This is a genomic window from Mycobacterium sp. 29Ha, from assembly GCF_032883055.1.
GTDB classification, from domain to species: Bacteria; Actinomycetota; Actinomycetes; order Mycobacteriales; family Mycobacteriaceae; genus Mycobacterium; species Mycobacterium gallinarum.
Genome location: NZ_JAMQTI010000004.1, coordinates 80358 through 92872 on the forward strand (window position 1 = coordinate 80358; position 12515 = coordinate 92872).

Below are 12515 nucleotides of genomic sequence, written 5' to 3' on the forward strand. Positions count from 1 at the left end.
GCATCCAACGTAGTTCACGCGACCTTTCGCACCACCAGCGTTGCGCTGTAATCCGAAAGGGCCGGCGAATCGTCGGGTGTCTTCGGATACGGGTCGAGCGAGCGCAACTCGATGACATAGCCGCCGACGTCGTTCGTCAGCGTCCCCTGCCCGGGGGCGGGATTGGTGTTGAACTCCAGGGACGCCGGTGCATCCCGACCGAGTTCAGCGTCAACGGTGATGCGCGCCTGCCCCGTCCAGAAACATTCGACGTCGGTCGGGCAGCGCGAATCCTCCAGCACGTCGGTGAACCGGAGCCGCAGGTCGGCGTCGCGGATCGCGACCTGCCGTCCACCGTGCAGCGCGAACTCCTGATCAAGCCCTGCCTCGATCGGATCGGCCTGCGCGGCGCGGCTCTGGCATCCCGTCAGCCCGAGCATCAGTGTCGCGACGACGATCCACGTCTTCACAGGACATCCCACGTATGCACGGGCTCGTTGCTGTGCATGCGTTCGCAGTAGAGCCGCAGCATCTCTGCCAGCGCGTCCGGCCGCGACAGCCCACCCTCCTGCAGCGCGTGCACCGTCGCGATCTGCCAAACGGACCCGCTGACACCGGTCTTCGCGCGGCCCTCGATCACACCGAGGTAGCGGTCGCGGACGTCGGCGGACACCTCCCAACGTTGCAGCCCCTCGTCGGCCATCGGCAGCAGCTGCCGCAGCACCAGCTCGTCGGGTGTCACCTCACCGAGGCCGGGCCAATACAGCCGCGCGTTCATGCCGTTCTGCGCGGATTCGACGAAATTATGTTGGGCCGCAGCAAAACTCATCTTCGTCCAGATGGGCCTGTCGTCCTCGGCCATGGTCCGGAGCACGCCGTAGTAGAACGCGGCGTTGGCCATCATGTCGACCACCGTCGGCCCGGCGGGCAGCACCCGGTTCTCCACCCGAAGGTGGGGCCTACCTTCGACGACGTCGTACACGGGCCGGTTCCACCGGTAGATCGTGCCGTTGTGCAGCCGCAGTTCGGCCAGCTTGGGGGTGCGGCCCTCGGCCAGCTCGTGGGACGGGTCCTCGTCGGACATCTCGGGCAGCAGCGACGGGAAGTAGCGGACGTTCTCCTCGAACAGGTCGAAGATCGAGGTGATCCAGCGTTCGCCGAACCACACGCGGGGCCGCACACCCTGGGTCTTGAGCTCGTCGGGCCGGGTGTCGGTGGCCTGCGCGAACAGCTCGATGCGCGTCTCGGCCCACAGCTGGTGCCCGTAGAAGAACGGCGAGTTGGCGCCCAGCGCCAGCTGCGGACCGGCCAGCACCTGCGCCGCGTTCCAGTTGTGCGCGAAGTCGGCCGGGGAAACCTGCAGGTGCAGTTGCATGCTGGTGCACGCGGACTCCGGCGCGATCGACTCGGTCTGCAGGCTGAGCCGTTCCGGCCCGTTGATGTCGATCAGGATGTCCTCGCCGCGCGCGGTGAAGATCGAGTCGTTGAGCGCCTGGTAGCGCACCGACTCGCTCATCCACCGCCCCGTGAGGTGCTCGGGCATCAGGGTCGGCAGGATGCCGACCATGACGATGTGCGCGTCATGCCCATTGGCCTTGGCTTCGGCCGCGTTGAGGCTGGCCCGCACATCGGCTTCGAGCTCGAGTGCGGCGCGGCCGGGCAGCCGGCGCGGTGGAACATTGAATTCGATGTTGTAGGCGCCCAATTCGGTCTGATACGCCGGATCGGCGATCGCCTGCAGCACTTCGTGATTCGTCATGGCGGGCTGGTACGCGGAGTCGACGAGGTTGCACTCGATCTCCATGCCGGTCAGCGGCCGTTCGAACTCGAAACTGGACTCCTTAAGCATGGTTTCGAAGACGTCGAGGCACTGCTGCACCTTGCGCCGGTACTCGCGGCGGTGCGCGAGGGAGTACTCGGTGTCCTGCACTTCTTCGCCCACGATCCGAGCCTATCGGCGGGTGGCCACCACAACCTGCGGATTCATCAGCCCGCCGCGCAGTTCCACGCTGATCGCTGGATCGGCATGTTCGGCCAGCGTCCGCAGCGCCGACGGACTGTAAGTGCGCAGTGAGCTGATCACCCCGTCATGAACGAACGGTATGAACGGCGCGAACGGCAACATCGCGGCGAGCCGGAGCAGGTGCAGCGGCGCCGGCGGTCGGGGCAGATCGATGATCACCAGTTTGTCGGCGGCGCGCGTGCCCTCGGCGAACACCCGGGACGCGGCCGAGGGCGGCAGGTGGTGGAACGACAGCGCGAACACCGCGAGGTCGAAGTGTCCGTCGGGCGCGTCGATGGCGGTGGCGTCCATTTCGCGAACTGTCGCGCGCGGGTTGTCGCCGAGGTCGCTCGCCGCCATTTTCGCGACGGACGCGGGCTCGACGTCGGTGACGGTGAGTTCGGCGGTGGGATGCCAATCCAGCAATTTCCGCGACAGCCCGCCGTGGCCGGCGCCGAGCTCGAGGATCTTGGGATCCGCAACGTCAGCGACTTCCTCCAGCGCGATCCGCGCGAAGTTCTCGGTGTTCCCGAAGCGTTCTCCGGTCCACTCCAGCGCGCGGATCACGCTGCGTTTGACGCCCTCTTCTACGTCATCGCGGTCCAGGTACTCCTGCCGGTCGGTCTCGAGCAGCCGGTCCAGGCACGATGCGTCCGGCCCGCCGCGGGGCATGCGGTCAATGTCGACGATCGGCTTGGCCACGTAGACCATGATGGTCGATTGGAGTCGCCGTTACGAGGGGAGCTTGAGTTGGCCGAGTTCGTCGCCGCCATTGACCAGGGCACCACCAGCACCCGGTGCATGATCTTCGACCACGACGGCGCCGAGGTGGGGCGTCATCAGCTCGAGCACGAACAGATCCTGCCCAAGGCCGGCTGGGTCGAGCACAACCCCGTCGAGATCACCGAACGCACCGGGGCTGTCATCCAGTCAGCGCTGAACAAGGCCAACCTGTCGGCCACCGACCTGGCGGCACTGGGTATCACCAATCAGCGGGAGACCTCGCTGGTGTGGAACCGCAAAACTGGACGGCCGTACTACAACGCGATCGTGTGGCAAGACACCCGTACCGACCGAATCGCCACCGCGTTGGACCGCGACGGGCGCGGCGACGTGATTCGGCGCAAGGCAGGACTGCCGCCCGCGACCTACTTCTCCGGAGGCAAGCTGCAGTGGATTCTGGAGAACGTCGACGGGGTGCGCCGCGACGCCGAGAGCGGCGACGCGATCTTCGGAACCACGGACTCGTGGGTGCTGTGGAATCTCACCGGCGGCGCCCGCGGCGGTGTGCACGCCATCGACGTGACCAATGCCAGTCGCACGATGCTGATGAACCTCGAAACGCTCGACTGGGACGACGAACTGTTGTCGTTCTTCGACATTCCGCGTCAGATGCTGCCCGCGATCAAGCCGTCGTCTTACCCGGACTCCTACGGCAGCACCCTGGAGGGTGGCCCGGTCGGCGGCGAAGTGCCGATCACCGGCATCCTGGGTGACCAGCAGGCCGCCATGGTAGGTCAGGTGTGCCTCGACGCGGGTGAAGCCAAAAACACTTATGGCACAGGCAATTTCCTGCTGCTCAATACCGGCGAGAAGATCGTCCGCTCGGAGAACGGATTACTCACGACGGTGTGTTATCAGTTCGCGGACGCGAAACCCGTCTACGCGCTCGAGGGTTCGATCGCCGTCACCGGCTCCGCGGTGCAGTGGCTGCGCGACCAGCTCGGCATCATCAGCGGCGCATCGGAGAGCGAGTCGCTGGCCCGTCAGGTAGAGGACAACGGCGGCGTCTACTTCGTGCCCGCGTTCTCGGGACTCTTTGCGCCGTATTGGCGTTCGGATGCGCGCGGCGCGATCGTCGGTCTGTCGCGGTTCAACACCAACGCACATCTGGCGCGCGCGACGCTGGAGGCGATCTGCTACCAGAGCCGCGACGTCGTCGACGCGATGGAGGCCGACTCCGGCGTGCACATGGAGGTACTCAAGGTCGACGGCGGTATCACCGCCAACGACCTGTGCATGCAGATCCAGGCCGACGTCCTCGGCGTCGAGGTGGTCAAGCCCGTCGTCGCCGAGACGACGGCGCTGGGTGCCGCCTACGCGGCCGGTCTCGCCGTCGGCTTCTGGGAGAATCCCGATGACCTGCGGGCCAATTGGCAGGAAGGCAGCCGCTGGACCCCGGCGTGGAGCGACGAGCAGCGCGCCGACGGGTACGCCGGCTGGCAAAAGGCCGTGCAGCGCACGCTCGATTGGGTCGACGTCGACTAGCGATTTCGGTGTAGTTGGTCGCGGTATGCGCTACCGGCGACACCGAAATCGCAATCAGGCGGCGGCGTCGAGCTGTCGTTTGGTCTCGTCGTCGAGCGTGATGTCGCGGACGGCGGTGTTCTCCTCGAGATGCGCCACCGACGATGTGCCCGGTATCAGCAGCACGTTCGGCGCGACGGACAGCGTCCACGCGAGCGCGATCTGCGCGGGCGTGCGGCCCAGTTTCTCCGCCTCGCTCTTGACGGCAGGATGGCCGAGCACCGGATTGTCTGGGCTGAACGCCGACCCGAGCGGGAAGAACGGCACGAACGAGATGCCGTGCTCGACACATGCCTCGAGCACCGGCTGCGAGGTTCGGTCAACGAGGTTGTAGGCGTTCTGGACTGTCACGATCTCGGTGCGGTCCAACGCGATTCGCAGATGCTCGGGACCGATGCTGGACAGTCCGATGCCTCCGATGAGCCCTTCATCACGGACCTTGATCATGGCGGTGAGCTGACGGTCGAACAACTCGCGATCGACAAGACCGACCGAGCTCGGATCGCCGGCATGAATGCGAAGGTTGACCGCGGCCAGGCGGTCGGTCCCCAGCGTCTGCAGATTCTCCTCGATGTCGGCGCGCAGGTCATCGGGCTCCTGGGCGGGCAGCCACGCGCCGGTCTCATCGCGTCGGGCGCCGACCTTGCTCACGAGCGCGAGGTCGGCGGGGTAGGGGTGCAGCGCTTCGCGGATCAGCTGATTGGACACATCGGGCCCGTAGAACTGCGACGTATCGATGTGGTTGATGCCCAACTCGATGACGCGGCGCAGGACCGCGATCGCCTCGTCATGGTCTCGCGGCGGACCGAAGACTCCCGGCCCGGGTAGTTGCATGGCGCCGTAGCCGACGCGCCCGACATTGAAAGAGCCCAGCGGGAAGGTGTCCATGGCGCCACGCTATACGCGAGTTGTGCACGTTTAGGAGCGGTGGGCGCTCCCAAACGTGCACAGATCGCTAGTCGGCTTCGCCCAAGATGCCGTAGATCTCGCGGCGGGCGTTGTTGACGATGTCGACAATGCGCTGCTGCTGTTCGGCGGATGCAGCGTGCGCCGACTGCGCGACCGCTCCCATCAGCTGGCCAACGGCGGCGCGCAGGCTGACTGCGCCCGGAGCTTCTTCTTTCCAACCCTCGGCTATTGCGTCCCACGGAGCCGTCTCGATCTTCGCTGCGGCGGCCCGGCCTTGATCGGTGAGCTCGAAGAGCTTCTTGCTGCCCTCGGTCTCCGTCGCGACGAGCAGGCCCTCGTCGACCAGCAGCTGCAGCGTCGGGTACACCGACCCGGGGCTGGGCTTCCATAGCTGCTGACTGCGTTCGTTGATCTCCTGAATCATCTCGTAGCCATGCATCGGGCGATCGGTGAGCAGCTTCAGGATTGCGGCGCGCACGTCACCGCGCCTGCCGCGGCCGCCACCGCGGGGTCCGCCGCGCCGACCGCCACGACCGGGGCCGAAGCCGAAGCCGGGACCGAAGCTGCCGGGGCCGAAGCCGCCGAAACCGGGACCGAATCCTGCGTCGCCGCGATGTTCACGGACGTGCTCGCGGAACCCGCGACGGGCTTGCCGACGCTGTTCGTTCAGCGTACGACGGTCTTCAGGACTGACGGCGGGCGCGAAGCCGAATCCGCGGCCCGCGAACGGGCCTTGAGGTGGTGTGAATGGGGTGTTCATGTCTGTTTCTTTTTCTTTCGGACAGGAAGCACGATCTGCGCTTCCGATACGTTGACGATATATCGGAAACTATCGCGATGCAACGTCCAAGGTCAGGGCGACACCGACACATCGACCGCCAAGTACTCGCCGATGGCCCGCGCCGCAGGCCAGTCCCCCGCGCTCACGGCCCTTTGAAGATCGCCGACCAATGGACTGTCGGCTCCGAGTTCGGCGAGCCAACCCGAGACCGTCGTCGCAATCGCGTCCGCCGGTACCTCGACGGTGAGCCCACCATGCAAGCGTTGAGTGATGCGGTAGAGGCGCTGCATACTCGTGATTCGGAGACAGCGGACCGACGGATGGCCCTAGAGCGCTGAGGAGCCCAGTTCGTGCGCCGACGATGAAGCGGTGGAGCGGTGGGTGTTCGGGCTGACCCCATAGGCCCGCTTGAACGCACTGCTCGACGCGAACGGGGTGCTGTACCCGACCTGCTGGGCGACCGCACCGATCGTCGCCTGCTCGTCGGGCTTCGATACCGTTGACGGGGACTATCTTTCGATCACGGACACCGAGTCGTCGCTAGCTCGGCGGCGCGAAACCGCCCGGGCCGGACGACGGTGGCGGAACCTGCTGCGGCGGAACCTGCTGCGGCGGAGCCGGGTACCCGACGACGGGGGGTGGGCTCGGCGGCCATTGTGGCGGAGGCCCAGCAGGCGCGGGCTGCAACCGCGCGAGTTCGCGGCGGTGGCGTTCGGCCAGGACTGCGGCCAGCACGTACTGCGGTGGGGTACCGGGCGGCGGTGGCGGCGATATCTGGGCGACGACGTCACTGGTGATCCGGTAGGCCATCTGATCGCGCAGCTGTGGATCCAATTGCGATACGCGGGAGAGGAACTGGCGCGCCAGTTCGGCCTGCTCGGGATGCAGCCCGGACAACTGCAACGTGGACGCCCACCACGCGAGCTGCGGCGGCATCAGCGGAGGCGGCGACATTCTCGGTGCGCGTTCACTGATGACCACGGTTCCGGCGAAGATGTCGCCGATCCGCTTGCCCTTCGACGACGCCAGGCTGCAGATCACCGCCGGCCCGCCGGTGAGCATCCAGATTTCAATCACGCCGGCCAGCGCACGAAACAAGGCCTGCCGAAAACGTTCCGGACTGCCATCGTCGGACACCACCCGCAGTCCCATCGCCAGCTTGCCCAACGAACGGCCACGGGTTGTCGTCTCGAATATCGCCGGATACCCCACGATTGTCAGGACGGTGAAAATGATCAGCACCGCAGCCGAGAAGGCCGGATCGAATTGGGTGAGTGTGGTGGCCCACAACACGACACCGGTGATGTAGAGGATGAAGACCACGGTGACGTCGATGATCGCCGACAGCGCGCGGACCGGTAGCTGGGCGATCTGAACATCCAGGACCACCGCGTCCCCGGTCACCACGGGTTCTTGCTGGCTGACCATGCCGATCACGCTACTAGGATTCGTGGCGTGGATGTCGACGCGTTCGTGGTGGCGCATCGTCCGACGTGGGAGCGGCTGGAGCAGCTGACCAAGCGTCGGCGGAAGCTCACCGGCGCCGAAGTAGACGAGCTGGTCGATCTTTACCAGCGGGTGTCCACCCACCTGTCGATCGTGCGCAGCTCGTCCACCGACTCGGTCCTCATCGGGCGGCTGTCGGGGTTGGTCGCGCGCGCACGGTCGGTGGTGACGGGTGCGCACGCGCCGCTGTGGCGCGAGTTCGCTAGGTTCTGGACGGTGTCGTTCCCGGTGGTCGCCTATCGCTCATGGCGATGGTGGCTCGCAACGGCCTTCGCGTTCTTCTTCGTCACCGCGCTGATCGCGCTGTGGGTGTCGGGCAACCAGGAGGTGCAGTCGGCCCTCAAAACACCAAGCGAGATCGAGCAATTGGTGAACGAGGATTTCGCCAACTACTACAGCGAGAACCCCGCCGCATCGTTCGGCCTGCAGGTGTGGATCAACAACTCATGGGTGGCCGCTCAGTGCATCGCGTTCGCGATCCTGCTCGGCATCCCCATCCCGTACATCCTGTTCCAGAACGCGCTCAACCTCGGGGTGATCGCCGGCTTCATGTTCGACGCGGACAAGGGCGACGTCTTCCTCGGCCTGCTGACCCCGCACGGGCTCATCGAACTGACAGCGGTGTTCCTCGCCGCGGCCGTGGGCATGCGGCTCGGTTGGTCGGTCGTGTCGCCGGGCGATCGGCCTCGGACGCAGGTGCTGGCGGAGCAGGGCCGGGCGGTGGTTGCGGTCGCCGGCGGCCTGATCGTCGTCTTGCTGGTGGCCGGGCTGATCGAGTCGTTGGTGACGCCGTCGCCGCTGCCGACGTTCGTGCGCATCGCCATCGGCGTGGCGGCCGAAGTCGCTTTCCTGTGCTACATAATCTATTTCGGCCGCCGGGCTGTCGCTGCAGGGGAGAGCGGCGACATCTCCGACGCACCGGACGTGGTACCGACGCGCTAGAGCCTGCCGGTGGCCTTCATTGCGAGGTAGTGGTCCGCGAGCGCGGGTGCCAGTTCGTCGGGTGGTGCGTCCACGACATCGACCCCGGCCGCCCGCAGTCGCGACGCCATCGAACGCCGGTCGTTGCGCGAACGTTCGGCCGCCGCAGCGTCGTACACCTCGGCGGCATCCGCCCGTCCCGCGGCCATCGCGTCCACCCGCGGATCGGCGACCGCGGCCAGCAGAACCTGATGTTTGGCCGACAACTGGGGCAGCACCCCCATCAGACCCTCGTCGAGCGCGGAGGCGTTCAGGTCGGTGAGCAACACGACCAGCGCTCGGCGCCGAACGCGTCGCTGTATCGCGGCCACCATTGCTCTGGCATCGGACTCGATCAATGCGGGTTCCAGTGGCGCCATCGCGGTGACCAGTTGCGCGAGTAGTTCGGTGCGCGAGGCGTTGAACAGTCCCGCCCGGGTGACGCGATCATGAGCGAGGAAGTCGACGTGATCGCCTGCGCGCGCTGCAAGCGCGGCCAGCAGCAGCGCGGCATCCATGGACCAGTCCAATCGCGGCCAGCCACTGGGGTCGTCGGCGGTGGGGTCAACGCCGACACGGCCCGCCGATGTGCGTCCGGTGTCCAGCACGATCACCACTCGCCGGTCACGCTCGGGTCGCCACGTCCGCACCACGACGTCGGCTCGACGGGCGGTGGCGCGCCAGTCGATTGACCTGACATCGTCACCGATGACGTACTCACGCAACGAATCGAACTCGGTACCCTGACCGCGGATCAGGACCGCGGTGTTCCCTTCCAGCTCGCGAAGTCTGGCCAGCCGCGAGGGCAGGTGCTTGCGCGACAGGAACGGTGGAAGGATCCGGATCTGCCAGGGCACCCGATGCGAGTGCTGCCTGCCGGCCAGCCCCAACGGCCCGATCGACCGGGCCGTCACCAACGCCGATCCCTGGTCACCCCTGCGAACCGGACGCAGCGTGGTGACGAGCCGAACTCGTTGTCCTGGAGCAATATCCACGTCGTGCATTCGCGGCTCGGCGCTGGCGCTGGGCGACCACGCATCGCGGACCTGTCCGCGTAAGCGTCGTCGACCGGGGTTCTCCACTTCGAGAACCGCGTCGACGGGCTGCCCCAGTCTCGCCGCGGTGTCACCGGATCGCGCGAAGGCCAGCTGGCGAGTGCTGGCGGCCAGCAGCACGTCGAGCACGATCGCCGTCGCAAGCGCACCGGCTAGAACAGCGAACGCCGTTGCCGGCCACGGTGACAATGCGACCGGAAGCACGCAGACCAGTGCCACCAAGCCGGCACGGCCGGTCAGAACCACTACCGCGGCACCGGCACGGCTGCGAGAATCCCGTCCAGCACACCGTCGGGATGAGCGCCTTCGAGCTCGGCCTCCGGACGCAACTGGATACGATGCCGCAACGTCGGCCGCGCCATCGCCTTGACGTCATCGGGAGTGACGTAGTTGCGGCCCGAAAGCCATGCCCAGGAACGGGCCGTGCCGAGCAGGGCGGTCGCCCCGCGCGGCGACACACCTAGCTGCAGTGACGGGGAATGCCTTGTAGCCCCTGCGATATCGACGATGTAGCCGAGCACCTCGTCGGCGACGAGCACCTGTTGTACAGCGGCGCGCCCGGCCGCCAGTTCGGCGGGCCCCGCGACGGGCCGCACGGCGGACAGGTCGCGAGGGTCGAAGCCGCGCGCATGCCGATCGAGGACCGTGATCTCCTGGTCCCGCGGCGGCAGGGGAACGTTGAGCTTCAAGAGGAACCGGTCCAGCTGTGCTTCGGGCAGCTGATAGGTGCCCTCGTACTCGATGGGGTTCTGCGTCGCCGCAACGATGAACGGGTCGGGCAACGGACGCGGTTCACCGTCGACGCTGACCTGGCGCTCCTCCATGGCTTCCAGCAGCGCGGCCTGAGTCTTGGGCGGAGTCCTGTTGATCTCGTCGGCCAGCAGCAGGTTGGTGAACACCGGACCGGCGCGGAACTCGAATTCGGCGGTGCGGGCGTCATATACGAGTGAACCCGTGACATCACCGGGCATCAGGTCGGGCGTGAACTGCACCCGCTTGAACTCGAGCTGCAGCGCGGCCGCCAGCGTGCGCACCAGCAGGGTCTTGGCTACGCCCGGCACTCCCTCCAGCAGCACATGGCCGCGGCACAGTAGGGCGATCACCAAGCCGCTGACGACCGCCTCCTGGCCGACGACTGCCTTGGCGATCTCAGTGCGCAAGGCCAGCAGCGCATTTCGCGCCGCATCACCCGCGGCGCCGGAGTTCTGAGCTGGAGGTGGCTGAGTCACGATTGTGCGACCTGCCTTTCGATGTCGTCGAGTTCACGGGCGAGCTGGACCAAGTCGTCGTCGGTCTGCGGTGGCGGACCGAACAGTGTGTGCGCCACTGTCTGTGCGTGGTGCCCGGACCGCTGCGCCACCGCCTGGACTACCGCGGGCGGCTCGGCGTTGGTGGACAGGCCGAGGCGCGGCAGCATCCGTTGCAAGGTCGCGGTGCGCAGGGCCGTCGCTGCGCGGTCGCGAGCGCGGCGGGATCGATAGAGCCTGCCGCGGCCTTCGACCGTCTCGGACGCGCGCACGACGACGGGCATCCGTTCTGCGACAAGCGGACCGAGGCGCCGGCCCCGCCACAACGCGACCAGCGCGATCGCGAGGCACAGCTGGATCACGATCCATCCGACTGCGGGAGGAACCAGGTCGGAGATTTCCGCGCCCGCATCCGATTCGCCTTGGCGCTTCTGCGGTGCGTACCAGATCACGCGCGGGTTGGTGCCGGCAAGGTTCATCGCGAGGGCGGCGTTGCCGTCGGTCAGCAGTCCGCCGTTCATCATGAAGTCGCCGCTGCCGACGACCGTGACGGTGCGGCCGTCCTCGGCATAACGGACCAGAGCACCGTCGTAGCAGCGGGTGATCGAAAAGTCATCCACCGCTTCGTATTCGTCGCTCACGCCGAGCTGAACCACGCCGGCTCGGGCCGCCTCCCGCAGGTCGCAACCCGGTTCGGAGCCGCCGAAGGGAACGGACCCGGCGAGCGTTATATGGGGAGCCAGCGCTTCACGGGTACGCGACGACGGAGCCACCAGGAGCCGGTCGCCGGGCAGGTTGCTCAGCCGCGACAGGACGTCGTCGTCGAGGTTCTGCAGTGTCTGCAGCACAACGATGAGTGTGCCGGGCCGCGCGGCACTTTCGGCCGCCGAGACATCCGGTGCCTCGACGACATCGACGCCGTGCTCGCGCAGCAGGGTCACCAGTGCATGGGTGCCGTCAGGTGACGTGGACTCCGGATCCATCGGGCCGCCGAGTCGGGGCGCGGTCAGATAGGTGATCAACGTGGCGACTGCGATGACGACGACGAGCGACAACAGCATCCATCGGGAGGCGCTCCAGCGCTGCTTCAGCGTGTGCCCGACGGCCGTGTTCGTCATCGCACCTCCGCCCACCCGGAGGACGGCGTGGCGGCGGGGGCGGCACCGGAACTCGTCGCAGTCTTGAACCGTACGTGATCGTCGAGTTGGGCGACCATCCGGTACGGGGCTTCGGTACCCGGACGCTCCCCGTAGGTGACATCGTTGAATGCGGTTGCAGCCATGGTCAATTCAGCGACCAACGCCGGCATCGCCTTACCCGCGTCGCGCGCGAGCTCGGTGGCCGTCCGGCCGGGGATGGCATCCAGCACCCTGGCGTCCTCGAGCTCACGGGCCACTGCTCTCAGACGGTGACGGATGGCCACCGCCCAGTCACCCACGGCGGCACACTGCTCGGCCGTGGCCCGGTGCTCGGCAGCGCTGAGTTCCTGTTCGCCGAACAGCGCGTAGCGACCGCCACGGTCGGTCCGCATGGTGCGCCGTGCGATCCGTATCGCGACGATGATCCCGACGACGAGCAGGATCAGCAGAACACAAATCGTGAACCAGCCACCGGGCAGACGAGATCCGGAGTCGGCCAACCGGTAGAGCAACTCGTTGATCCACTCGAGGAGACGTTCGGTCAGGCCCGGCTTGGGGTAGATGGGTTTTTGCAGTTCGCGTTGCGCGGCGTCGTGGGCGGCATCGCTGTCGATGTCTATCGTCGGCACG

At 66.9% G+C, this 12515-nt stretch carries 13 protein-coding genes and 1 pseudogene; 2 read left to right on the forward strand and 12 right to left on the reverse strand.

From position 1 onward, the window contains the following. Positions 1–14: 14 nt before the first annotated feature. The 3 genes from M1248_RS06640 to M1248_RS06650 are packed head-to-tail and all read right to left on the reverse strand — an operon-like array spanning position 15 to position 2692. Positions 15–449, reverse strand: coding sequence for a hypothetical protein (locus M1248_RS06640; RefSeq protein ID WP_232076200.1), 435 nt, complete (start codon positions 447–449; stop codon positions 15–17). Then, positions 446–1921: a glutamate--cysteine ligase gene (locus M1248_RS06645; protein WP_317147909.1), complete on the reverse strand. Its 1476-nt coding sequence runs from the start codon at positions 1919–1921 to the stop codon at positions 446–448. Before M1248_RS06645 ends, M1248_RS06640 begins: the two co-directional genes overlap by 4 nt. Positions 1922–1930: 9 nt before the next feature. Further along, a complete protein-coding gene (locus M1248_RS06650) occupies positions 1931–2692 on the reverse strand; it encodes a class I SAM-dependent methyltransferase (RefSeq protein WP_317147910.1) in 762 nt (253 codons plus the stop codon). Positions 2693–2701: 9 nt separating this feature from the next. On the opposite strand from M1248_RS06650, the gene glpK reads away from it, so the two are divergent. Beyond that, entirely contained in the window at positions 2702–4249 is a 1548-nt protein-coding gene (gene glpK, locus M1248_RS06655) for a glycerol kinase GlpK (protein WP_174262117.1), read from the forward strand. Positions 4250–4303: 54 nt separating this feature from the next. On the opposite strand, the gene M1248_RS06660 is transcribed toward glpK, so the two are convergent. From M1248_RS06660 to M1248_RS06680, 5 genes and pseudogenes are all read right to left on the reverse strand, one after another. Next, positions 4304–5176, reverse strand: coding sequence for an oxidoreductase (locus M1248_RS06660; protein ID WP_317147911.1), 873 nt, complete (start codon positions 5174–5176; stop codon positions 4304–4306). 67 nt (positions 5177–5243) lie between these two features. Continuing rightward, the gene (locus tag M1248_RS06665; RefSeq protein ID WP_317147912.1) at positions 5244–5957 is read right to left on the reverse strand and encodes a PadR family transcriptional regulator; all 714 of its coding nucleotides are present in this window, start codon (positions 5955–5957) and stop codon (positions 5244–5246) included. Positions 5958–6049: 92 nt separating this feature from the next. Continuing rightward, positions 6050–6268, reverse strand: a complete 219-nt coding sequence (locus M1248_RS06670) for a hypothetical protein (protein ID WP_163731847.1) — start codon at positions 6266–6268, stop codon at positions 6050–6052. A gap of 36 nt (positions 6269–6304) precedes the next feature. Continuing rightward, positions 6305–6457, reverse strand: a pseudogene (locus tag M1248_RS06675) (AraC family transcriptional regulator); the annotation flags it as partial. 61 nt (positions 6458–6518) lie between these two features. Further along, complete coding sequence (locus tag M1248_RS06680) at positions 6519–7406, reverse strand: RDD family protein (protein ID WP_317147913.1); 888 nt, start codon at positions 7404–7406, stop codon at positions 6519–6521. A gap of 27 nt (positions 7407–7433) precedes the next feature. On the opposite strand from M1248_RS06680, the gene M1248_RS06685 reads away from it, so the two are divergent. Next, positions 7434–8426, forward strand: coding sequence for a stage II sporulation protein M (locus M1248_RS06685; RefSeq protein ID WP_317147914.1), 993 nt, complete (start codon positions 7434–7436; stop codon positions 8424–8426). Here the strand turns inward: M1248_RS06685 and M1248_RS06690 are convergent. From M1248_RS06690 to M1248_RS06705, 4 genes are read right to left on the reverse strand one after another with little or no spacing between them, the layout of a single operon-like run. Then, positions 8423–9745: a DUF58 domain-containing protein gene (locus M1248_RS06690; RefSeq protein WP_317147915.1), complete on the reverse strand. Its 1323-nt coding sequence runs from the start codon at positions 9743–9745 to the stop codon at positions 8423–8425. The two genes, M1248_RS06685 and M1248_RS06690, sit on opposite strands and share 4 nt — an antisense overlap. Continuing rightward, on the reverse strand, positions 9745–10728 hold the full coding sequence (locus M1248_RS06695; RefSeq protein ID WP_163731834.1) for an AAA family ATPase: 984 nt from the start codon (positions 10726–10728) through the stop codon (positions 9745–9747). Before M1248_RS06695 ends, M1248_RS06690 begins: the two co-directional genes overlap by 1 nt. Further along, the gene (locus M1248_RS06700; protein WP_317147916.1) at positions 10725–11864 is read right to left on the reverse strand and encodes a DUF4350 domain-containing protein; all 1140 of its coding nucleotides are present in this window, start codon (positions 11862–11864) and stop codon (positions 10725–10727) included. The genes M1248_RS06695 and M1248_RS06700 overlap by 4 nt, the downstream gene beginning before the upstream one ends. After that, positions 11861–12514, reverse strand: a complete 654-nt coding sequence (locus M1248_RS06705) for a DUF4129 domain-containing protein (protein WP_317147917.1) — start codon at positions 12512–12514, stop codon at positions 11861–11863. The genes M1248_RS06700 and M1248_RS06705 overlap by 4 nt, the downstream gene beginning before the upstream one ends. Position 12515 lies beyond the last annotated feature (1 nt).